This window comes from Kitasatospora sp. NPDC088861 (genome assembly GCF_044750105.1).
Taxonomy (GTDB): domain Bacteria; phylum Actinomycetota; class Actinomycetes; order Streptomycetales; family Streptomycetaceae; genus Kitasatospora.
The window spans coordinates 1-22,665 of record NZ_JBIVJF010000033.1; the positions used below are offsets into that span (position 1 = coordinate 1).

Here is a 22,665-nt window from a genome sequence, read left to right on the forward strand (position 1 = left end):
AACGACGCCGTCTCCGAGGTGAACCGGTCACCGGTGAGCTGCATGCCGTCACCCGAGTCACCGGCGAAACGGATGATCACCCGGTCCAGTCGGCGAATCGGCTTGCTCGGAGTGGCCATGGGACTCTGCTCCTTCGGGCGGTCTACGTGGGAGACCCGGTGGATTGGTGTTCGGCGAGCTTGAGGGCCTCTTCCAGGAGACGTTCGACGATCCGGTTTTCGGGGACGGTCGCGACGACCCGGCCCCGGACGAAGATCTGGCCCTTGCCGTTGCCGGAGGAGACTCCGATGTCGGCTTCCCGGGACTCCCCGGGGCCGTTGACGACGCAGCCCATGACGGCGACGCGCAGGGGGAGGGGGAACCCCTCGAAGGCGGCCTCGACCCGCTGGGCGAGGCGGTGGATGTCGACCTGGAGGCGTCCGCAGCCGGGGCAGGACACGATTTCGAGCTTCCTCGGGCGTAGCCCGAGCGAGGAGAGGATGTGGCAGCCCGCCTTGACCTGCTCGGCGGGCGGTGCGGAGAGGGAGACCCGGATGGTGTCGCCGATGCCTTCGGCGAGGAGGACACCGAAGGCGACGGCGGATTTGATGGAGCCCTGGAACGCGGGGCCGGCTTCGGTGACGCCCAGGTGCAGGGGGTAGTCGCAGCCGGCGGCGAGGAGCCGGTAGGCGGCGATGACGGTCAGCGGGTCGTGGTGCTTGACGGCGATCTTGAGGTCGGTGAAGCCGTGCTCCTCGAACAGCGAGCACTCCCACAGCGCGGACTCGGCCAGTGCCTGGGGCGTGGCGCTGCCGTGCTTGGCGAGCAGGCGCGGGTCCAGGGAGCCGGCGTTCACCCCGATCCGGATCGGGACCTTGGCCGCGCCGGCGGCCCGGGCGATCTCCTTGACCTTGTCGTCGAACTTCTTGATGTTGCCGGGGTTGACGCGGACCGCGGCGCAGCCGGCGTCGATGGCCTGGAAGACGTAGCGGGGCTGGAAGTGGATGTCGGCGATGACGGGGATCGGCGACTTGGCGACGATCCTGGGCAGGGCGGCGGCGTCGTCGGCGGAGGGGACGGCGAGGCGGATGATGTCGCAGCCCGCTGCGGTGGCCTCGGCGATCTGCTGGAGGGTGGCGTCGATGTCGGTGGTGGGGGTGGTCGTCATGGTCTGCACCGGGATCGGTGCTCCGCCGCCCACGGGGACCCTGCCGACGTGGATCTGCCGGGAGTGGCGGCGGGCCGCGAGAACGGGTCCATCACCGGGCGCGGGCCCGGGGCCGCGACGGCCGGGCGGGGTGGGGTCGGGGAGGTCGACGCTGTTCATGACGTGCTCCGTGTGGAGGATGGTGCCGGCAGGGAGGCGGCCGAGGGGGCGCCGTGCTCCAGGAGGCGGCGGGCGGTGTCGGCTATGGCAGGACCGCTGATCCCGGCGGCGGACAGGAGGGCGCCGCGCTCACCGTGGGCCAGGAACCGGGTGGGCAGGCCCAGGGCGTGAACGGGCACGGTGACCCCGGCGTCGGTGGCGTGCTGGGCGAGGAGGGCTCCGATGCCGCCCTCGCGGACCCCGTCCTCCACGGACAGGGCGATGCGGTGGCGTCCGGCCAGATGGACGAGGGCGGGGTTGACCGGGGCCACCCAGCGGGGGTCGACCACGGTCACTCCGATGCCCCGGGCCGCCAGGAGTCGGGCGGCCTCCAGGCAGGCGCCGGCTGTCGTGCCGATCGCGACCAGCAGCACGTCCAGGGGCGCGTGTGGGGAGCGGTGCAGGACGTCGATGCCGTCCATGGTGGTCAGCGGGTCGATGTCGGCCGCGGCGGCGGCTTTGGGGAAGCGCACCGTGCTCGGGCCGTCGCCGGACTCGACCGCCTCGCGCAGCAGGGCCCGCAGCCGGGCCGGATCACGGGGCGCGGCGACGCGCATGCCCGGGACGCGGGCCAGGACCGCGAGATCCCACAGGCCGTGGTGGGAGGGCCCGTCGGGGCCGGTGACCCCGGCCCGGTCCAGGACGAAGGTGACCGGCAGCCGGTGCAGCGCCACGTCCATCAGCACCTGGTCGAAGGCCCGGTTCAGGAACGTCGCGTACAGGCACACCACCGGGTGCAGGCCGCCCATCGCCAGCCCGGCGGCGGAGGTGACGGCGTGCTGCTCGGCGATCCCCGAGTCGAAGACCCGGTCGGGGAACTTCCGGGAGAACGGGCCGAGCCCGACCGGCAGGCGCATCGCCGCGGTGAGGGCGACGAGGTCCTCGCGCTCGCCTCCCAGGGCGGCGAGCTCGGCGGCGAAGACGGACGTCCAGGTCGGCTTGCCCGTGGTGCGGGGGCGGCCGGTGGCCGGGTCGATGACTCCGCAGGCGTGCATCCGGTCGTCGGTGTCGGCTTCGGCCGGGGCGTAGCCCTTCCCCTTGGTGGTGACGGCGTGCACCACGACCGGCCGTCCGAGGGCAGCGGCGCGGCGCAGTGCGGTCTCCAGCGCGGGGGTGTCGTGGCCGTCGACGGGGCCGAGGTAGGCGAACCCGAGGTCGGTGAAGACATTGCGGTCCGGTGTGACCTGGCGCTCTCGCGCAGCCGGGCCAGGTGGGCGGGCAGTGCACCTGCGCTGGGGTCGTAGGAGCGGGTGTTGTCGTTCAGCACGACGATGACCGGGCGCCCGGCGGCCCCGAGGTTGTTCAGGGCTTCGAAGGCCAGGCCGCCGGTGAGCGCGCCGTCGCCGACGACCGCCACCACCCGCCGTGCCGCTCCTCGTAGGTGGAAGGCCTTGGCCAGGCCGTCGGCGTAGGCCAGGGCGGTGGAGGCGTGGGAGTTCTCGATCCAGTCGTGCGCGGACTCGGCCCGGCTCGGGTAGCCGGACAGCCCGCCCTGCTGGCGCAGGGTGGCGAACTCCCGGGCGCGTCCGGTGAGGACCTTGTGCGGGTAGGACTGGTGGCCGGTGTCGAACAGGATCGCGTCACGCGGCGAGTCGAAGACCCGGTGGAGGGCGATGGTCAGCTCCACCACACCCAGGCTCGCGCCCAGATGGCCACCGGTGGCGGACACCCGGTCCACGAGCAGGTCCCGTATCCCGGCCGCCAGCCGGTCGAGTCGGCCGGGGCGCAGGGCGCGCAGGGCGGCCGGGGTTCCGGGGAGGGGAAGTGGTCCGTGAGCGGTGGGGGGCACCCCGGTACCGGTGGCGGTGCGTCTGCTCTTCTCCTCGGTGGTGGGGCGGGTCTCCCCGGCTCGGGATGGAGGGTCGATGGCCGTCATGGGGTGAACACCTTCTCGAAGCGGACGAAGTGGATGGTGGCTGTGGCGCGCCGATCGCCGTGGACGGTGACCGACAGTCGGAACCGAGGAGTGCTCACGGGCGCTCCCGGACCGGGGCCGGCGGCGCGAAGTACATGTCCTCCACCGCGGCGGTGTGCTCCACGACCGTCACCGGCCCCCACCGGTGGAGGGCCCGGATCACACCGGTCACCAGGGCCGGTGGGGCGGACGCTCCGGCGGACAGACCGATGGTGCCGGCGCGCTCGATCCAGGCCGGGTCGATGCCGTCGGCGTCCTCGACGAGGTGCGCCTCGGCACCGGCGCGGCGGGCGACCTCCACCATCCGCACCGAGTTCGAGGAGTTCGCCGAGCCGATGACCAGGACCAGGTCGCAGCGCTCCGCGACTTCCGCCACGGCCAGCTGCCGGTTGGTGGTCGCGTAGCAGATGTCGTCCGACGGGGGCTCCCGCAGGGCCGGGAAGCGGCGGCGCAGGATGTCGACGACCTCGCGCGTCTCGTCCACGGCCAGGGTGGTCTGGGTGAGGTAGGAGACGCGGGTCCCGTCGGGGACCTGGAGAGCGGCCGCCTGCGCGGGGGTCTCGACCAGGACGATGGAGGCGGGGGCCTCACCCAGGGTGCCCTCGACCTCCTCGTGCCCGGCGTGCCCGATCAGGACGATGGTGCCGCCGCGAGCGGCGAAGCGCCTGGCCTCGGAGTGGACCTTGGTGACCAGCGGGCAGGTCGCGTCCACGACGGTCAGCTCGCGGGCACCGGCCTGGGCATGGACCTCAGGTGACACACCGTGGGCCGAGAAGACGACCGTGGCACCGGCCGGTACCTCGTCGAGTTCTTCGACGAACACCGCTCCCCGGGCGGCGAGGCCCGCCACGACGTGGGCGTTGTGGACGATCTGCTTGCGTACGTACACCGGCCCGTTCCGGTCCGGGGCGTCCAGCAGCCGTTCCACGGTGTCGATCGCGCGCTCCACCCCGGCACAGAACGAGCGCGGCGAGGCGAGAACCACCGTCCTGTGCCGCCGGGCGGCGGGCGGCGGAGGAGGTGCGGCTGCGGGGGTGCGGTCGGGTTCGGCCGTCACCGCGACACCCGGCCACGTGCGAGGACGGCGAGCGGTGTGGTGTCGGCGGGGCGGTGCAGGGCGCCCGCCGCATCGGTACGGACCAGTAGGGGCATCAGTCTCTCCTGAGGGATGGTCGGGTCCGCGAGGTCCGTGCGGCCGGCGGGCGGGGGAGGCCCTTCGGGCCCGCTGCCCCGGTTGTCCGCGCCGGCTCGGTGGCGCACTCACGCATGGGTGAGCAGAGGACCTGCGGCGGAGGCGTTCGCTGAACCTGCCGGGGAACGCTCACGTGTGTCCAGTGAGCCCCAGCCAGGTCATCCGGCGTAACTCTTCTTCATGGCATGCTTGTTGAACCTCCTGCCGTGTTGAACGACCTTGAACGACTCCGAACTGCCGTATATGGGAACAAATTTGCCCCAGTAGTCGGCCGTCCAGGGCGTCTCGGGGAACCTTCAGTACCTTCGAGTGAGGCCAACGGCCGTTCGGGTGGGCGCGGGGCGGATGGGCGTTGTCGCTGTGAAGGCGCCGGGTGCCGGGGCGTCAGAGTACGTGTTCAACGCCGGGGATTCCCGTGTGCGGATCCCGTTCTGTCCGGCGTCCTACTGACGCGTGGGCAGGGAGAGAACCGCAGTGAAGAGAACGCTCAGAAAAGACCAATGGGCCGTTCTCGTCGGGCCGTTGCGCCCGGACGAGGCCCTGGTCCCGACCCTCCTGCACCACCCCTTGCGGGGTCCGGTCGATTGCCGTGGAGCCGAACTCGTGGCCGGGGCTCTGCGCCGCGCCGGGCTGCGGGTCCGCTACCAGGACTTTCCCGTCCCGACCTGCGGCGGGGCCGGGGCGCTTCGGCCTGCGGACTCCGCCACGGCGACGGGTCTCACCGTGCCCGCGGGCCTGACCGCGACCGGCGGGGCAGTTGGAACCTCGTTGTGGACAGGGGATCCGCCCTGGCAGGAACTCGGTGCGGGTGCGGGTGCGGGTGCGGGTGCGGGTGCGGGTGCGGGGGGTGGCGGGGCGGTGCGGGCGGTGACCTACGTAGGTCGAAACGGTGCCGTGGTCGGGCTGGCGGTGGTGACCTCCGCAGGCGCGGATGCCCCCTCGGAGGAAGCCGTGCGCGCACTGGACAACTGGGCGGCGGTGCTGCGCACGAGGCGGCTGGTGTCGGCCGGCGTCGCACCGCTGTGTGCAGGGGCGGTGCGGGCCCGTGAAGAGGTCGACGCCGTACTCAGTGGGACGGCGGGGCCGGTGGCGGTGGTGGGCGGTGTGCCGGTCGATGCCCTGGTGGCGGCCCGGTGGCGGGCGCGAGGGGTGGTGTCCGTCGCCGTGGCGGAGCAGGTCCCTCCGGGCGCGGTGGCCGTGATCGGCCCGGCCGGCGCCACGCCCGAGGTCCGGGCCGGACTGGCCGGGCGCGGTGTCACCGTCGTCGACGCGACCTGCGGGAAGGTCGCGGACCTCCACGCGCAGATCCGGGCCTTCGTCGCCGGCGGCGAGGCCGTGTTGGTCGCCGGACGGTCCACCGACGCGGTGACTCCCGGTCTGACCGCCCAGGCGGCACCCGGGCAGGTGAAGGTCCTCGAGAACCTCGAACATGCCATGGCGGTGCCCGTGCCCGACCCGGCACGGGTCGCCGTCGTCATCGCCCCCGGGCGGCCGGTCGAGGACGCCGAAGTCATCACGGAGACCGTACGTGCCCGCTTCGGACACGTCCTTCCGCAGAACCCCGCCAGCTACTGCCATGCGGCCGACGACCGCGCGCACACCCTGCAGCGCCTGGCCCACAGCTGTGACACCGTCCTGATCGCCGGGCTGCTCGACGAGCCCGAGACCCGGGAGGCCCTGCGGGTCGTCGAGGAGGCGGGCGCTCCGGCCCGCCTCATCCACAGTCCCTAGGACATCCGTCCCGAATGGCTCCGGCACACCGCCGCCATCGGGGTCACCGCCACCAGCACGACCGATCCCGCGCTGCTGACCCGGATCCTCCACGCCCTCTCCGGCGCCGGGCCCACCGCTGTCACCACCCAACACACCACCACCGGCGGCAGGGTGGCGTCCGTACCCCGATTAGCGTTCGGACGACGCTTGAGGCGAGGCACCCGCCGAGCGCGCCGAACGAACCGTCGGATACGACCGGCTTGAAGGCGCGGCGGACCAGGGCCGACCAGGCCCTGTCCGGCCGATCCTGCCGGGCCCGCGATGCCGGGCATCCGCCCCAAGCCTCCGGCCGGGAGAGCCGCGGGCCGATCCGCCAAGATCAGCCGGACAGGACCTAAGGGATCCGGCAGTCCTCGTGGTGGATGGGGTGGCGCAGGAGCTGGGCGGCGGCCGGGACGCGCTGGTAGCTGCGCAGACGGCCGCGCATGGTGTGCAGGGCCGCGGTGGCGCGGGCCGACTGCAGATGGGGGTAGTCGTGCAGGAAGGCGTGCCAGTGCTGGCAGGCTTCCTCCAACTGTCCCTTTTGAAGGAGGAGTTCGGCGAGTCGCGCGGTGGTCAGGGCCCGGGCCCGGCGCTCGTCGGACGGCCTGCGGGTGAGGGAGTGGGACAGAACGGCGCATGCTCGCGAGACGTCGCCGGTTGATGCGAAGACCTCGGCCCGCTGGTGGTTGAGGGCGGCACTGTGGTAACCGCCGGTGGTCCGGTGCTCGTCCTGGGCGTCGTCCAACAGGCTTTGCGCCCGGTCGAGTTGGGTGAACGCCTCGCGGCGCCGGTCGGAAGCGGCGAGGGTGACGGCGAGCTGCCCGGTGATGAACGCGGCCGAACCCGGTGGGAGTCTGGTGACGTCGGCCGCCGCGGCCTGGGCCAGGTTCAGGGCCTGCGCGCGGTCGCCCATGTGGTTGGCCTGGACGCTCATCTGCCGCAGGACGATCGCGTGCCGCAGCGGGTCGGCGGCCTCGATGGCGAGCTCCGCGGCGATGCGGTAGTAGGTCTGCGCGGCGCCGTGGAGGTGCTCGTCGAAGCAGGTGAAGGCGGTGAGGTAGGCGAGGTCGGCGGCGGCCTGGCGCAGTTGCCGGTGGAGCGTGGCGCCGACGGGGCTGGTGAGTTGGGGTGCGATGTCGGTGGCCAGGTAGGTGGTGAGGGCCGGGCGGGTCCGGGCACCGCCGAACATGTCGTCCGCGTCGGCGAACACGGTGGCCATCAGGTTCGCGGCCTGGACGTGGGCGGTACTGACCCGCGTTCTACCGCTCGGGCGCGGCGAGGGTGCGACAGCCACGGGCGACCGCAGGGTCGGGTCGTAGGGGATCAGGCGGAGGGTGCGGGGGCTGACGGCCGAGGCGGCACCGAGTTGCTCCAGCCGCACGGCGATGTCCGGGGTGGTGGGCTTCTCGACGGTGGCGGCGGAGGGGGAGAGGCCGGCGGCCTGGGGCGTGATCGCGCGGTGGAGGGCGTCGGACAGGACGTGGCAGACGATGTCGGCCACTTCGGGGCGGGGGCGGGAGCCGAGGAGCCAGTGCGCGACCGAGGTGCGGTCGTAGTGCAGGGGCAGGGCGCGAAGGCTGCCGACGGCGTTGACGGCTCGGGCGAGCTGCTCGTTGGTCCAGCCTGTCTCGTCGAGCAGAGCCCGCAGACGGGGATTGGGTGTGTTTCGGGGACTCACGGTGAACCTCGTGGTCGCGGCGGAAGCGACGTCGTGGGCGGGTGCGGGGCGTTCAACACGACGAGAGGTTCAACAACCCTGCCGCTAAGCAGAGTTACGTCGAAGCGGCTCGCCAGGGCTTACTGGACACACTGTGGGCGCAGCCAGGCAGGTCTGGCAAGCGCCCCGGTGAAAAGCCCTTCGTGCGCCCCCGGAGTGAGAGCACCACTCGGCCGGGGCGGCAACCGGTGTACCGAACGGAGAAGCATGATGACGGCCAGGACCCTCGGCTCCGAATCACCCGACCTGACAGTGGTACGTACCCAGGTCGACGGCATCCTCGACGGCTTCCTCACCGCCAAGGCCCGTGCGGCGACCGCGCGGTACCTGCCCGGGGAGATTCCCCGGATCCTGCACGACTTCCTCTCCTCCGGCGGCAAACGCCTGCGCCCCCTGCTGTGCGTGACCGGCTGGCGCGCGGCGGGTGGCGAAGGCGATCCGCGGCCGGTACTGCGGGTGGCGGCGTCGCTGGAGATGTTCCACGCCTTCGCCCTCATCCACGACGACATCATGGACCGCTCCACCACCCGCCGCGGCCACCCCACCGTCCACCGTGCCCTCGCCACCCTGCAACGCGAGGGCCGCAGCGAGGCGGCCGCCGACGACCTCGGGGTCGGCTCCGCGATCCTGGTCGGCGACCTCGCCCTGGCCTGGTCGGACGAACTCCTCCACACCGCAGGCCTCACCCCGGGCCGGCTCGTCCGCATCCTGCCGCTCATCGACGCCATGCGCACCGAGGTCATGTACGGCCAGTACCTCGACCTCGCCTCCACCGGGCACCCCACCGACGACGTCGACCGGGCACTGGCGATCATCCACTACAAGACCGCCAAGTACACCTGCGAACGCCCCCTGCAGATCGGTGCCACCCTCGCCGGAGCCGACGACGAACTGCGCACCGTCCTCAGCGACTTCGCCCTCCCCCTCGGAGAGGCCTTCCAACTGCGCGACGACCTCCTCGGCGTCTACGGCGACCCGGACCGCACCGGCAAGCCCACCCTCGACGACCTGCGCGACGGCAAGCACACCACCCTCGCAGCCCTCGCCCTCAAACTCGCAACCCCGGACCAGGTCGCCCGGCTGCGCCGGCTCCTGGGCGACCCCGACCTGACCGAGGAGCAGGCCGAGGACGCCCGACGCGTCATCACCGCCACCGGCGCCCGCGACATGGTCGAGCAGATGATCCGGGCCCGCTGCGCGCAGGCCGACCACGCCCTCTCCCGCAGCACGATCCCGCCCGCCGTGGCCGCCACCCTGCGCGAACTCGCACGGGCCGCGACGAAGAGGACCACATGAGCGCAGTCGCACCGGAAGGCGACCGCCCGTCCTGGCCGCCCCTGTGACTGCCGGGCTGGTGTGGGTCCCACCGTCCGGGCCCTCGGGAGAGGTCGCTCAGGCCGTGCGGAGCACCGAAATCGAGCACCTGATCCACCTGTTCCGTGACCGGGCCAACCGAGTTCTCACCACGGCTACGGCCGTGCGGAGCCCATCGCCAACACGTACCAGCACCGGCAGTTCGCTCTGCCGCGCGCGCACCGCAGATCACGTCCAAGGAGAAGTAGCCGTGACCACAGACACCCAGGAATCCGTGTACTGGAACGCTCAGGCTGCCGGTCTGGTCCCTGCGGGATCAAGGCCCGCTGAGCTGCTGTCGGGCCTACGGGTCGGGTCCGCCGCGGAAGACGACAGCACCGACCCGGACGACGTCCACCGGCAGAGTCATGCCGGGGCGCCTCATGGGGAACGGGAGCACGATACGGTCCTGCGGATCGCCACAGCGCCCGCCTATGTCCCCTACCAGTCTCCGCGGATGGAGGTGCACCCGGAGGGCGAGCGGATGAGCTGGTCGGCCATCGCGGTGACCAGGTCGCGCGAACTCCGGGAGTCGGTGGCCTCAAGCGCCGTGGGGGACACGACGCGGAAGGTCGTCCTGTTCGCCAAGGACAGGCTGTGGGACGGCCGTTCATCCGAGTCGGCGCGAGCACTCGCCGAGCTGTGCGGGATCATTCCCGGTAAGGGCGGCGAAGTCGCCGAGGTGGCGGAAGAGTACCTGCGCCGGGGAGCCGAGCCCGAGCGGCGTTCTCTCGAAGCGATGGCCGTACGGGACCTCTGGGGAGCCTTCCAGGCCGATGTCACCATCCGGTGTACGGACTGGCGCATTCCCGACCTGAGCGCCTCGCTGATGGCTGCGAGCATGGGGATCGACTACCCGGACGCACCCGACGACAGCGGAGCCGTCGGGCTGGAGCCGTACATCGACGCGAGCAGTGAGGGCATCGCCTGCCTCAGCGGGAGCGCCGCCCAACAGGCATTCCGGGACAGCACAGTCACCTGTGCGGTCATCCAGATGAAAGAGGAGATACGGACGGAACTCCTGAACGCTGTTCCGGCCGCCGGCCCCTGCGCCGTTGTCCCACCCGCCTCGGCCCCCGCACCAGCCGACTATCTGGTCGCACGCTGGTGGGACGGAGACCTGCCGGCGATCCTTCGCCTCACGGTCGGCTGGGCTCCCTACCGGCACCTGTCCACCGACCGGGGATACTTCCCCGGCAGTGACCGATGCGGAAGGATGTTCCGCGCTATCAACGGCCCCCTCTACTACAACGACAGCGTCGATCTACTCCACGACTACGGTGCCAAGGAGGCGTTCAACGAGCTTCACCTGGCACTGGCGAGCGGAGACGGCCGCAACCTGATGGGCTTCGCCGACGCCCTCGCCGCGGCCACCGACGAGGCGATCGCCTGCGACTGCGGACACGACGGCCACCAGGTGGCGGCAGAGATCGCCATGGGCGCGTGCGTCTACTTCGCGCTCACCCCCCGCTACTTCCTCCGGCGCCAGCTCGCGGCGCTGTCCCACACCGCCCCGCACACCAACGGCTCCTTCCTCCCGTCACAGGAAGCAGCCAGGGTCACCGCCACCACCGTGCTCCCGCCCGGCAACATGATGTACTCCCCGACCTGGACACCGCTCTGGCGTACCGCGCCCGAACCGGACGACACCACGTGGGCCGAGGCACTCGCCCACCGTGCGACCCGGCGCTACTTCGCCACCGACCAGACCCAGCACCCCGTCGGCCAACGCTGCACCGCGCTGACCCGGGACATCATCGAGCAAGCCGCGTGCCTGACCGACGGGCCCGCCTTGCGGTCGATGGCGGACCGCTGGCGTGACCTGTTCCGTCTCATCGCCACGCATCCCAGCATGAGCACGGCGAGCAACGCCCCCGACCCAGACGTCGTGGAAGAACTGGCAGAGCTCGTCAGCCGCGTCTGGACCAACCTCATCGCAGGTTCCCACGCCCTAGCAGCACCGACGGGCGAAAGCGATGCTCATCTGAACATCGACTACCAGCACATCGTCAGCAAAACCTATGATCAGGGCCCCTTCGGCTTCGCGCTGCGGCGGTCACTGTACGGCGCCGTGACCACTGCCATCGAGCTCGCAGGCCACAACCCCTACGCCCGCCTGATCGACGGCACAGGCCTGGCCTGCTGCCCTCAGCAGGGCGAAGCGGTGCAGGCGCCGACTTCGTGAAGTGGATCGGGTCTCGGCCAGACCGTGTGGGGGACACGCTGGCTCGCCGGGCGCCGGTCATTGCCTCCGGCGCCCGGTCCGCTTCGCCGCTCGTCCGGCCCTAAGTGATGATCTTGGACACGACCCCGGCGCCGATGGCCCTGCCGCCCCTGCGGATGGTGAACCGCAGACCGTGTTCCATCGCGACGGGCTTGGTCAGGGTGACCTCCACCTGGGCGGTGTGTCCCGGCGAGACCGACTCGACGCCGTCGCCCTTGACACCACGCAGACGCACACCGACGGTTTCGCCCGCCTTGCCCTCGGCGAACTCCTTGCGGAGCTGCTCAACCCCGGTACAGCGGGGTGGCCGGCATCCGTCTCGGTGTCAGGGTGTGCGGGTGTGCAGTGCGGGGGCGGGGCAGGGCAGCGGGCGGGCCCCGGTGGGGGTGAGGCCGTCGAGGACGAGGGCCAGGTAGCGGCGCCAGCCGTCTTCGCGGGGTTCCATCGTCCACAGTACGGAGACCAGCATGATGACGATGCGGTGGAGGTCGTCGGGTACGAGGTCGGCGCGGATCGCGCCTGTGTGCTGACCGCGTGCCAGGAGGGCGTCGAGGGCGGTGAAGAACTCCTGTCCGGTCGCCGGGGTGAGGACGCCGGCGGAGCGGGCGGCGGCCAGCACGTTGTAGTCGCCGGCCACTGATTCCAGTGCTGCTTCCAGGACGTGGGCCATTCCGGAGGCGGGGTCGGGGTCGTGGGCGGCAGCCTGGATGACGGGGCGGACGTTCTCGCCGAAGCGCTCGTCGAGTACGGCCCGCAGCAGCGCGGCTTTGTCGGGGAAGCGGCGGAAGAGTGTGGCGGCTCCGACGCCGGCCCGGCGGGCCACGTCGTCGAGGTGGGCGTCGGGGCCTTGTTCGGTGAAGACCTCCCGGGCGGCCCGGATGATCTTTTCCGCGTTGCGGGCGGCGTCGGCGCGCAGCAGTCGGGGGGAGTCGAGGGCCATTGCGGCAGCCTATCCAAGGGGCGGCGCAACGGCGTCGGACGGCCGGGGCGCGTGGTGGCGTGCCCCGGCCGGTAGGGAAGAGCCGTTGTCGGCCGAAGGCGTCGCGGAGAGGTGGCCGGCGATCTCGCCCGGCTGCGGATGGACGGGGCCTGGCGGCGGATGCGGCGGGCGCGGGCGAGGACCGAGGCGGTGAAGGCTGGCTCCTCCTTTCCGTGGTGTGAGCCTCCCGGCTCCGGAACGCTGCTGAGGAGAGGACGCCGAGGCCCGCGAGTGCGCGCTGCCGACGGCACCGCGCGGCGACAGCGGTCGAGTGGCCCCGTGTGGTGCGTCCCTCACGTGGCCCGCTCCTCGGTGGGCGGCGATGGCGGCAGGTTCGTGTGGGGTGGCGGTCATGGCGAGGTGGGCGGTGGTGCCAGGGCAGGTACCACGTCGGTGAAGTCGTGGATGAGCCGGGAATGGCGGGTGGCGGGCCAGGCCAGGCAGACCTGCCCCGGGCCGAGGCCCTCGACTGGCCGGGCGACGACGTCGGGGCGTGTGTAGAAGGTCGCAGTGGACAGCGGGATCACGCAGATGCCCGCGCCGACGGCGACCAGTTCGAGCTTTTCCTCGACGCTGTGGATGGGTGGAACGTCGGAGCGTTCGCCGGTGCGCAGTTCCTGCGCGATGTCGCGCCACTCCGGTACGGCGTCCGGGTCCTGGAGGAGGTGCTCGCCCGCAAGGTCGGCGACGGTGAGGGCCGGCCCGCCGGCCAGCGGATGGTCGGTCGGCAGCACCACGACGCGCGGTTCGCTGAACAGCGGCAGTACGCGCAGCCCCTTCTGATCGATCGGCAGACGCACGATGCTGACGTCGGCCCGTCCGTCGCGCAGGACCTCGACCTGGTCCTCCCAGCCGGTGCGCAGTAGCCGGACGTCGAGTCCGGGATGGCGGGCGGCGAGCGCCCGCACGGCGGGGGTGACGGTGATACCGGGCATAAAGCCGACGGTGAAGACCCGTGTGGCGGTGGCGGCGGCGGTGACCCGGCGGACCATGGCCTCGGCCGCCGCGAGGAGCGGGCCCACATCGTCGAGGAGCTGGGCTCCGGCGGGCGTGAGGACGGTGCCCCTGCGGTCGCGGCGCAAGAGCGTGACGCCCAGGTCGTTCTCCAACGCGCGCACTTGGCGGGAGAGGGCCGGCTGGGCGATGTGCAGTCGCTCGGCGGCGCGGCCGAAGTGCAGTTCCTCGGCGACCGCCGCGAAGTACCGCAGTTTCCGCAGGTCGATGTCCATACCGTTGCCGTGTCCCGTCCTGATCGGTGTCCGTACGCCTCGTGATACCCCATTGGATCCAGCGGGGTGCCGCTCCCGGCGGCAGCTCCCCCGGTCGGCGAGGGGACCGGCCACCGGGGGCGTGGATCAGCCCTGGGCGAGGACGGTCAGCGGGTCGGTGTGCTTCGGGGTCCAGCCGAGCTGGTCGCGGGCGCGCGCCGGGGTGAGTCGCTGGTCCAGGGCGAAGGCGTCGGCGAAGGCGCCCATGGCCGCGCGTGCCTCCTCCAGAGTGATGGAGACGGTCTTGCCGCCGAGACCCGCTCCTCGGCTGATGGCTTCGGCGCACTCCCGGGCCGTGGGATCGACTCCTCCGACGCCGGCGTAGACGGCGCCGGGCCGGGCACGCAGCGTGGCCACGTACAGTTCCGCGAGGTCGTCGACGTGGACCAGAGCCCAGTGTTGCGAGCCGTCTCCGATGTAGGCGATGGCACCCGCCACCATGCCCGGACGGGTGAAGAAGGCATCGATGAGCCGGTTGTCGCCGCCGTACAGCAGACCGGGCCGGACCACGACGGGACGACCTCCGCGCGCGGCGCGGGCGAGGACGGCATCCTCGACGGGGCGGCGCCAGGCGACGAGGGCCGGTGGATCCCACGGGGCGTCCTCGTCGACGACGCCGTTGGTGTCGCCGTAGACCCAGGTACCGCTGGTGTGCACGTAGGGGCCGGCGCCGATGCCGTCCTGCATCGCGGTGGCGGCGGCGAGGTCCTCCGCGCCGGTGGCCGCCTGGGCGAGGTGAATGACGGCTTCGGCCTGCGCCGCCGCCTCATTGAGCACGCCCAGGTCGGCCAGGCTGCCCGTGACCGGATCCGCCCCGTGCGTCCGTACGGTCCGGGCAGCGTGCTCGTTGCGGGCCAGGGCGCGCACGGTGTGGCCGTGCCGTGTCAGCGCGTCGATGGTCGCCTTGCCGATGTAGCCGGAACCGCCGGTGACGAAGACCCTCATGACGTTGTTCCTCTCGTTTCGGGATCGCTTTCAGCCTGCGGCGGCGCCGGCACCGGTGTCCAAGACCTGTTCCGGCGCCTGTGATGCCGTCCGAGCATCACGGTCGAGGAGGCGGTCAAAGCCGCCCGGGGAGCGCCCCCGTCATGAGCGGCGGAGGGGCGGGACAAGCGCGACCGCGATCGGCAGTCCTGCGAACGGCGGGGCGGGAGGCGGCCGGCCGCGGTGACGACGCCGGCCGGGTGGATGGGTGGTGGTGACTACGCCACGAGCGGTCGTCCCGCGAAGGCATCACAGCGCACGGAACTGGTCTTGGACGTGGCCCGCGTGCCACCCGCAGGGTGGAGGCGGAGGGAGACGACCGGGCGGGACCTGTGTCCTGATCGCCGGAGGTACAGCGCCGGCAGTCGACCTCCTCGAACGGAAAGGCTGAGCGAGAGCATGCGACACGACATCGAGTTCGACGCCGAGGGCGTCACGCTGCGCGGTTGGTTCTACGAGCCGGAGCAGGGCACCGCTCCGGCCCCGTGCGTGGTCATGGCGCACGGCTGGTCCGCCACCCGCAGGATGTACCTGGACCGTTTCGCCGAGGTGTTCGCCGCCGCCGGTCTGGCCGTCGTGGTGTGGGACAACCGCGGCTTCGGCGACTCGGACGCAGCTCCGGGGAAGCCCCGCTACGAGATCGACCCCTGGGAGCAGATCCACGACTACCAGCACGCCGTCACGTATGCCCAGAACCGCCCCGAGGTCGACCCGGACCGCATCGGCGTGTGGGGCAGCAGCTTCTCCGGCGGACACGCGTTCGTCGTCGCCGCGATCGACCAGCGGGTCAAGGCGGTCAGCGGGCAGGCTCCCTTCATCAGCGGACGCGCCACCTTCGCCAACGTCGCCCGAGAGAACAACCGGGTCGTCAACCCCTCGATCTTCTCCGACGACCGGAGGGCCCGAGCGGCCGGCCACTCTCCCGCCATGATCCCCGTGATCGGCGAGGACCCCGCACAGGTGACCGGCATCCCCACCCCGGACGCCCACGCCTGGTTCACCGACGCCCACGAACGGCTCGCCCCCGAATGGCACAGCGAAGTCACCCTGCGCAGCCTGGAGTTGCTCCGGGGCTACGAGCCCGGCTCCTACCTGCCGCTGATCACACCGACGCCGCTGCTCGTGATCGTCGGCCAGGACGACAGCCTGACCGGCGGCAATCTGGCCGCCGCCGCCTTCCAGACGGCCGCCGAGCCGAAGAAGATCGTGTTCGTACCCGGCGGTCACTTCGCGGCCTACACCGGTCACGGATTCGACATCGCCGCCACCGCCGCCCGCGACTGGTTCGCCGAGCACCTATGAACCGGCCCGCCGCACCCCCTCCGTGGCTCAGGTGTCCAATGGTCGTGGTCGCTCGCCGAACCCCGGATAGAGCGCGTCCGGCTGTTCGTCCACGAGGACGACTCCCGCGCCGAGGCCATGTACGTGAGGGCGGGCTTCAGGCACTCGGGCGTGGCGCTGCCCGTGCCCGGTGACGACACGTGCCGGGGGATCGGGCTGACAGCGCCCAGAAGTTGGACCGGAACCGCTTGACGTGCGCCGACCGGGGGCAGGCACGGAGGCACGGCATCGCGCGTTGAGTCACGGATGAAACCGCCACCGGCCTTCGGAGATGACGTCTACTTTGTCGTCGCTGACGCGAACAGCCGTGTCGTCGTCGATGAAGTAGATCGGGAAGTCCGCCCGCTCGACGATGCGGTCAGCCCAGGCGTCATCCCGCTCCGGGAAGTCCGGCGAGTACAGGTGTGGCTTCAGGTACCAGTCGAAGAGACCGAAGGGCGGCTCCACCGTCGTAGCGCCGAGCACGTGCAGGTCCGCAGCATCCCCGATGACGTCGGCGGAATGTTCGGTGAGATTCCGGCTGAAGATCATCGATCCGGCACTCACCCCCACATAGACCCGGCTCTCCAGCACTTCCAGGAAGCCCTCGGCCAGACCGTTGCCGGTGATGCTGCGCGCGAGATGGTAGTGACTGCCGCCCTCGACGTAAACGACATCGGCGTGCAACAGCCGGTCAAGCACCATCTGCCGAGGCAGGCCGTTCAGCTCCAGGACGTCGAACTCCCGCCAGCCGAGACCGTGCAGTCGGCTCATATCCGCGACGAACCACCCGTGGTCACCGGGCTCGGCGACGGATGCCGTGGGCACGTACACGATGTTCGCCGACCCGAACGGCTTTCCCAGCAGGTCCCGCAGCGCATCCCGCAGCGTCGCGTTACGCAGGCCGCTCGCCGTCAACAGAAGCTTCACCGGGCGAGCCAATCACGGCTGCCAGGCGCGCGCAATCCACTGGGCGTTCGTCACCGCCGCCATCCCTGCTGAACCGAGCGGCTGGCTCGGCCACCCCTGCTGCGCAACGCCCCCCGGCCCGGACCGACTCCCGGCGCACCCGTCCCGCGGCGGCCGGCCCGCCCCCATCCGCATACCTCACACAACATCGGATACAGCCGCCACAGCGAGCCCGCCAGGCGATTCGGGACAGGTCACCCTGACGAGCCGAAGTCGATAACTACCCGGCCTTGCGGGATGTCCGGATGTCCGGTTCGCTGGGACCCCTCGGAGGAGCCTCCGGCCCGTCCGTGCGCTGCTGCCGGCCGTGCAGCCGCAGGTGGGAGGCGGCGATCAGGACCCAGACCACCAGAACCGCCGTCCCGATCGAGTTCAGCAGGAATGGGAAGACGGTCCGCGGCCACAGCGGGCTGAGCAGCACCGACACGAAGCCGAACGCGGCCGAGGCGAGCACGGCGCGGCCGGTCCCGGCCGGGGCGCCGGCCGCGTCGGCCGAGCCGTCGCCGCCGCGTCCACAGTTGTAACGCCGGGCAACGACTCCAGCCCGCCTCCAGGTCCGGCCGGGCGGCCCGCTGCGTCTTCACCCAGCGCCCGGGCTGCCCGCCCTCGTACACCGTGTCCTCGGGCAGGGTGGTCCAGTTGATCAGGCTGTCGGAGTCCAGTCACCACAACGGTCGACCGTCAGTGGGGGACACAGCCCGGTGTCCGTGACGGCGGTCCAGAGCGCGCGCTCGACGACCAGCCGGCGCAGCATGCGCAGTTCGCGGGGGGCGTTCCAGCCGAGCACGCCGACCACCACTCCTCGGTGGCCGTAGGCGGCGGTGAAGTGGCCGTTGGACGGGTCGCCGGAGAGGATGCGCAGGTCCGCGTCGGGCGGGAAGATGCCGTACGCCTGGATCCTGGTGTCGTACTGGTCGGTCCAGAAGTAGGGCACGGGGGCGAACGGGGTGGCGTCGCCGAGCAGGTTGCCGGCCGCGGCGACGGCCTGTTCGGTGGCGTTCATCCGGTGCTCCAGCCGGATGCGGGTGCCGAAGTGGGGGTTGTGCCAGGAGGCGACGTCGCCGGCGGCGTAGATGCCGGGTGCGGCCCGGCACCACGCGTCGCACACCACCCCGTTCCCCAGGCGCAGGCCCGAGCCGGTCAGCCAGCCGGTCGCGGGGGTCGCGCCGACGGCCAGGACGACGAGGTCGGTCGGCAGCGTGGTGCCGTCGCCGAGCTCGACCCCGGTCACCCGGCCGTCTGCGCTGCGCAGCCGGCGCACCGGGACCCCGCAGCGCAGACGGGTCCCGTGGGCGCGGTGCAGGTCGGCGACGAGGGCGCCGATGCGCTCGCCGAACGGGCGGCGCACCGGGACGGGCTCCGGCTCGACCACGGTCACCTCCAGGCCCATGGCCCGGGCTGCCGCCGCGACTTCGGTGCCGAGGAAGCCGGCGCCCACCACGACCACCCGGGGCGCGGCGAGCAGCGCGGCTCGCAGGGCGAGCGCATCGTCGAGCGTGCGCAGGACGTGCACCCCGGCCAGATCGGTGCCGGGCAGGCGCCGGGGGGTCACCCCGGTGGCGATGACCAGACCGTCGAAGCGGATGTTCTCGCCGCAGCCCAGCCGTACCCGGTGCCCCGCGGCGTCGAGGGCGGTGGCGGGCTGTCCGAGGTGCAGGTCGGCCTCCAAGCGCGCGAGCTCGTGCGGGGAGCGCAGGACGGCTCGCTCGGCGGGCCAATCACCCGTCAGGATCCGCTTGGACAGCGGTGGCCGGTCGTAGGGCGGGTGGGGCTCGTCGCCGATCAGGGTGAGGTGGCCGTCCCAGCCCCGGCGGCGGAGGGTTTCGGCCGCGGTCAGGCCCGCGGCCGAGGCCCCGACGATGACGATCCGCTTCACTGTTCGCCCTCCTGTTCCTCCTGTTCCGCTTTCTCCTGTTCCGCCACCCAGATCGCCTGGGCCGGGCAGAGGACGGCGGCCTGCCGGATGTCGCCCATCAGGTGGTCGGGCGGGGTCTCGGTGAGCAGGACGACGATGCCGTCCTCCTCACGCTGGTCGAACACCTCGGGCGCGGTCAGTACGCACTGGCCGGAGGCGACGCACTTGTGCTGGTCGACGATGACTTTCATCGGAATCCTCCTTGTCCGCACGGCACTTGTCCGCACGGCACTCGTCCGCACGGTACTCGTCCGCGCTCACCAGGTGACGGGCAGCGCGTAGACGCCATAGACGTTCCCGTCGTGCTTGAACGGGATCCGGTCCGGATCGACCGCGAGCCGCAAGGCGGGGACGCGGCGGTAGAGGGTGCCGTAGACGACCTGAAGCTCGACCCGGGCCAGCGGCTGGCCCAGGCACTGGTGGACGCCGAAGCCGAAGGCCACGTGGTGGCGGGGGTTGCGGGCGACGTCGAGCCGGTCGGGGTCGGGGAAGGCGGCGGGGTCGCGGTTGCCGATGTCGTTGGCGAGGACGACGCCTTCGCCGGCGTGGATGGTGACCCCGCCGATCTCGATGTCGGCCAGGGCCACGCGGCGCCGTCCGCTGTGCACGATGGTCAGGTAGCGCAGGAGTTCCTCGACCGTCGAGGCGATCAGCTTCGGATCGTCGCTCTCGCGCAGCCGGGCCAGCTGGTCGGGGTGTTGCAGCAGGGCCAGGGTGCCCAGCGCGATCATGTTCGCGGTGGTCTCGTGCCCGGCGATCAGCAGCAGTATCCCCATGTTGGCCGCCTCGTGCCGGGAGAGTTCGCCGCCCCTGACCCGCTCGGCGAGGGCGGAGAGCAGGTCGTCGGTCGGGTGAGCGAGCTTGTCGCCGATCAGCCGGTCCAGGTAGTCGGTCAGCTGCTGGGTGGCAGCCCGTGCCTGCTCCGGGGTCGTGGTGCGCTTGACGAGGAGCCTGCTGTTGGCCTGGAAGAAGTCGTGGTCGGCGTACGGGACGCCGAGCAGCGCGCAGATCACCAGTGAGGGCACCGGCAGCGCGAACGCCTGGACCAGGTCCACCGGCTTGGGCCCGGCGAGCATGGCGTCGATCAGGTCGTCGACGATCTTCTGAACGGTCGGCCGCAGTGCCTCCACCTGCTTGATGGCGAAGGTCGCGGTGACCATCCGGCGCAGCCGGGCGTGTTCCGGATCGTCCATGGTGATGAAGGTCCGTGACTGCCTGCGGCGCTCCTTCGTGGCCGGGCTCTGGTGGGGGTAGTGCGGGTGGGTGCTCTCCGAGCTGATCCGCGGATCGGCCAGCAGGGTCCGCACGTCCTCGTAGCGGGTGACCAGCCACGGGGTGCTGCCGTCCCACAGCCGCACCCGGCTGATCGGGGCCTGCTCCTGCAGGGTGTGCAGGGTCGGCGGTGGGTCGAACGGGCAGCCGGCTGCCCGGGTCATGGGGTAGTCCGGTACCTCCGCCGGCGGGACGTCGGTGCCGGATGCCGAGATGGTGCTCATGGTTCTCCGCCCTTTCGGAAGTCCGATAGGAGGGCAGGTGGCGGGATCGGGGCCCGGCGCGCGCGGGGCGCGAGACGGGGCAGCGGAGCAGGTCCTGCCGCCTGCGGGAGGAGATGTCGAAGAGGGTGCCCCGAGGGTTCAGGAAGCCGTTCCGCCACGGGTGGTGCGGGGCGACGGGACTTCCCGGAGCAGCTGGCGGACGATGGGCAAGGCCGCGTGCATGGCCTCGCTCAGCGCTTGCACGTCCTGATCGGGCAGCGCGGTCAGCAGGCCGGCCACCCGGGTTCGCTGCGCGCGGTGGCGCTCGGCCAGCAGCTCGTGCCCGGCATCCGTGATGGCGACGAGGCAGACACGCCCGTCCTCGGGATCCGCCATCCGCGACGCCAGGCCCTGGCGTTCCAGTCGTTGTACCAGCGCGGTCATCGACGGTTGGGCGATGCCCTCCGCCGCTGCCAGCGCGGTCAGCCGGATCGGACCCTCCCGCTCCAGCCGGCCGAGCGCCGCGACGGTGGTCAGGCTCATGCCCTGCCGGTCCGACAGGAGATGCCTGACCAGCCCGGTGGCCAGCTCGTTCAGTGCCGCCGCCACCTCCTGGAGACCCTCTTCGGGTGTCCCATCCATACCTCATCTATATCACTCATCTATATTGACTGTCTATATATCTGAGTGATATAGATGGGAAGTGGATCGTTAGGGGTTCTGGTCACAGCCAAGGCGCCACCGCGACGCCGGAAGAAGGTGATGACCGTGATCCGCACCTACGCCCCGGACATCTCCCCATGGCCGGTTATGGCCCGGCGCTCGCCGCCATCGGGCCACGCCTGGGCCCTGGCGCACCGCCCGGAAGCCGCCGGAGACGCCCGCAAGATCACCCAAGAGGTCCTCGCAGGGTGGCGGGTCGCCGACGATGCGGCCGACTCGGTGCTGCTGACCGTCTCGGAACTCGTCACCAACGCCGTCGAGCACGCCGAACCTCCACTGCACCTCCGACTGAGCCGCGCCCAGGGCGCCCGGCGGGTGCACATCGAAGTCTGCGACGGAGGCCCTGCGGCCGCGCAGGGCGGTTGGGCGGCCAGCTGTACCTGCGGTGAGCACGGCCGCGGGCTGCAGATCATCGACCGGCTCACCGTCGCGCACGGCGACCGCGCGGAGCTCGGACACGCCGTCCACTGGGCCGACGTCGCCACCGCGGCCTGACCGACCGACGTTGGGAGCGGTCCAGGGAGCGGTGGTGGACCTCGGGCGGGAAGTCCAGTGGCGCGCACTCTGCGGTGGGCGCTCTGCGACAACTGCGGCACCGGGTGGGGAGGTAGGCGACAACACGAGCTACCCCGGCAAGCCCCTACCTCCCCGAACGAACTCAGCTCGGCTCGGCTCAGCTCAGCTCGGCTTGGCCTGGGCCTCCTTGGCGGACGCCTCCAGCCTGTTCCAGTACTCCTGGTACCAGGCCTCGTCGCCGCCGTCCATGTTGCTGTTGGTCTCCCGCATGCCGGCCTTGCCGTCGATCAGCTCGCGGACGATGTCGGCGTGGCCGGCGTGACGGTTCGTCTCGGCCGTCATGTGCAGCATGATCCGCTGAAGCGTCACGTCGCCGTCGTCGCCCCACCACGCGACGCGGCCCATCGCATCGAGCGGCAGCGCCTCGATCGTCGCGTCCGCGTGCGCCCAGGCGCGGTGGTAGAGGCCGAGGACGTCCTCGCGTGACTCGTCGGCGGGTGCCCACATGTCCGAGTTGGGCTCGGAGCCCTCCTCGTGCCAGGGGAGGGATTCGTTGTGCGGGCGGCCGAACGTCGGGCCGAAGTACCCGAGTTCGACGCTGGCGAGGTGCTTGACGAGGCCGAGGAGGTTGGTGCCGGTCGGCGTCAGGGGGCGCCGGACGTCGTACTCGGACAATCCGTCCAGCTTCCAGATGATGGCTTCGCGGGCCGCCTTGAGGTAGCGGTGCAGGTCGTCTTTGGGGTCGTTGGGCTTCATGGGGCCGAGTCTCGCATCACCTGCCGACAATCCCGATTCGCAGGAAGAGCTCGTTGAGTTCCCGATCCCACAGATCCGTCGGCAGATCATCATTCACACCGATGCTCTCTCCCCGCCGCTGTCACTACATGCGGCGCGGCCACCCGTGGGTGGGACATCCACGTCAAAGCCGACCCACCCACGCCACAGCCCCGCTACGATCACCGCCCCCAGGGCGCTGACCAGGCCACATGGAGAACTCTCACTGGAGTACTGACGG

19 protein-coding genes and 1 pseudogene are annotated in these 22,665 nt (G+C 71.6%); 5 read left to right on the forward strand and 15 right to left on the reverse strand.

Annotated elements, in window-relative coordinates; all coding sequences use genetic code 11:
* Positions 1–142 precede the first annotated feature (142 nt).
* From ispG to ACIP37_RS33115, 3 genes and pseudogenes are all read right to left on the reverse strand, one after another.
* Entirely contained in the window at positions 143–1,306 is a 1,164-nt protein-coding gene (ispG, locus tag ACIP37_RS33105) for a flavodoxin-dependent (E)-4-hydroxy-3-methylbut-2-enyl-diphosphate synthase (protein ID WP_400811876.1), read from the reverse strand.
* Positions 1,303–3,221 (reverse strand): annotated as a pseudogene (locus ACIP37_RS33110) (1-deoxy-D-xylulose-5-phosphate synthase). The gene ispG and the pseudogene ACIP37_RS33110 overlap by 4 nt, the downstream one beginning before the upstream one ends.
* A 94-nt stretch (positions 3,222–3,315) precedes the next feature.
* Positions 3,316–4,317, reverse strand: coding sequence for a 4-hydroxy-3-methylbut-2-enyl diphosphate reductase (locus ACIP37_RS33115; RefSeq protein WP_400811878.1), 1,002 nt, complete (start codon positions 4,315–4,317; stop codon positions 3,316–3,318).
* Positions 4,318–5,403: 1,086 nt separating this feature from the next.
* Between ACIP37_RS33115 and ACIP37_RS33120 the strand changes: the two genes are divergently transcribed.
* Complete coding sequence (locus tag ACIP37_RS33120; RefSeq protein ID WP_363633315.1) at positions 5,404–6,183, forward strand: hypothetical protein; 780 nt, start codon at positions 5,404–5,406, stop codon at positions 6,181–6,183.
* A 376-nt stretch (positions 6,184–6,559) separates the two neighbouring features.
* Here the strand turns inward: ACIP37_RS33120 and ACIP37_RS33125 are convergent, their stop codons facing one another.
* Complete coding sequence (locus ACIP37_RS33125) at positions 6,560–7,885, reverse strand: hypothetical protein (protein ID WP_363588444.1); 1,326 nt, start codon at positions 7,883–7,885, stop codon at positions 6,560–6,562.
* A 246-nt stretch (positions 7,886–8,131) separates the two neighbouring features.
* Here ACIP37_RS33125 and ACIP37_RS33130 point away from each other — a divergent pair, with 246 nt between their 5' ends.
* The gene (locus ACIP37_RS33130; RefSeq protein ID WP_400811881.1) at positions 8,132–9,220 is read left to right on the forward strand and encodes a polyprenyl synthetase family protein; all 1,089 of its coding nucleotides are present in this window, start codon (positions 8,132–8,134) and stop codon (positions 9,218–9,220) included.
* 268 nt (positions 9,221–9,488) lie between these two features.
* A complete protein-coding gene (locus ACIP37_RS33135; protein WP_400811883.1) occupies positions 9,489–11,462 on the forward strand; it encodes a hypothetical protein in 1,974 nt (657 codons plus the stop codon).
* Between the two features lie 100 nt (positions 11,463–11,562).
* Here the strand turns inward: ACIP37_RS33135 and ACIP37_RS33140 are convergent, their stop codons facing one another.
* From ACIP37_RS33140 to ACIP37_RS33155, 4 genes are all read right to left on the reverse strand, one after another.
* Positions 11,563–11,736, reverse strand: a complete 174-nt coding sequence (locus tag ACIP37_RS33140; RefSeq protein ID WP_400811885.1) for a hypothetical protein — start codon at positions 11,734–11,736, stop codon at positions 11,563–11,565.
* Positions 11,737–11,826: 90 nt separating this feature from the next.
* Complete coding sequence (locus tag ACIP37_RS33145) at positions 11,827–12,441, reverse strand: TetR/AcrR family transcriptional regulator (protein ID WP_400811887.1); 615 nt, start codon at positions 12,439–12,441, stop codon at positions 11,827–11,829.
* 389 nt (positions 12,442–12,830) lie between these two features.
* Entirely contained in the window at positions 12,831–13,709 is an 879-nt protein-coding gene (locus ACIP37_RS33150; protein WP_400811889.1) for a LysR family transcriptional regulator, read from the reverse strand.
* Between the two features lie 126 nt (positions 13,710–13,835).
* Positions 13,836–14,693, reverse strand: coding sequence for an NAD-dependent epimerase/dehydratase family protein (locus ACIP37_RS33155; RefSeq protein ID WP_363633307.1), 858 nt, complete (start codon positions 14,691–14,693; stop codon positions 13,836–13,838).
* 438 nt (positions 14,694–15,131) lie between these two features.
* Here ACIP37_RS33155 and ACIP37_RS33160 point away from each other — a divergent pair, with 438 nt between their 5' ends.
* On the forward strand, positions 15,132–16,034 hold the full coding sequence (locus tag ACIP37_RS33160) for an alpha/beta fold hydrolase (protein WP_363633305.1): 903 nt from the start codon (positions 15,132–15,134) through the stop codon (positions 16,032–16,034).
* Positions 16,035–16,313: 279 nt separating this feature from the next.
* On the opposite strand, the gene ACIP37_RS33165 is transcribed toward ACIP37_RS33160, so the two are convergent.
* The 6 genes from ACIP37_RS33165 to ACIP37_RS33190 form a co-directional block, all read right to left on the reverse strand.
* Entirely contained in the window at positions 16,314–16,982 is a 669-nt protein-coding gene (locus ACIP37_RS33165; RefSeq protein WP_363588430.1) for a Type 1 glutamine amidotransferase-like domain-containing protein, read from the reverse strand.
* 259 nt (positions 16,983–17,241) lie between these two features.
* Positions 17,242–17,475 (reverse strand): hypothetical protein, encoded by a 234-nt coding sequence (locus ACIP37_RS33170; protein WP_400811892.1) that lies wholly within the window; start codon positions 17,473–17,475, stop codon positions 17,242–17,244.
* Positions 17,476–17,664: 189 nt separating this feature from the next.
* Positions 17,665–18,897, reverse strand: a complete 1,233-nt coding sequence (locus tag ACIP37_RS33175; protein WP_400811894.1) for an NAD(P)/FAD-dependent oxidoreductase — start codon at positions 18,895–18,897, stop codon at positions 17,665–17,667.
* On the reverse strand, positions 18,894–19,127 hold the full coding sequence (locus tag ACIP37_RS33180; protein WP_363588424.1) for a ferredoxin: 234 nt from the start codon (positions 19,125–19,127) through the stop codon (positions 18,894–18,896). Before ACIP37_RS33180 ends, ACIP37_RS33175 begins: the two co-directional genes overlap by 4 nt.
* A gap of 66 nt (positions 19,128–19,193) precedes the next feature.
* Complete coding sequence (locus ACIP37_RS33185) at positions 19,194–20,432, reverse strand: cytochrome P450 (protein WP_400811896.1); 1,239 nt, start codon at positions 20,430–20,432, stop codon at positions 19,194–19,196.
* 138 nt (positions 20,433–20,570) lie between these two features.
* Complete coding sequence (locus ACIP37_RS33190) at positions 20,571–21,053, reverse strand: MarR family winged helix-turn-helix transcriptional regulator (protein ID WP_363588420.1); 483 nt, start codon at positions 21,051–21,053, stop codon at positions 20,571–20,573.
* Positions 21,054–21,179: 126 nt separating this feature from the next.
* Here ACIP37_RS33190 and ACIP37_RS33195 point away from each other — a divergent pair, with 126 nt between their 5' ends.
* Positions 21,180–21,629, forward strand: a complete 450-nt coding sequence (locus ACIP37_RS33195) for an ATP-binding protein (RefSeq protein WP_400811898.1) — start codon at positions 21,180–21,182, stop codon at positions 21,627–21,629.
* Between the two features lie 183 nt (positions 21,630–21,812).
* Here the strand turns inward: ACIP37_RS33195 and ACIP37_RS33200 are convergent, their stop codons facing one another.
* Complete coding sequence (locus tag ACIP37_RS33200; protein ID WP_400811900.1) at positions 21,813–22,406, reverse strand: DinB family protein; 594 nt, start codon at positions 22,404–22,406, stop codon at positions 21,813–21,815.
* Positions 22,407–22,665: the final 259 nt, after the last annotated feature.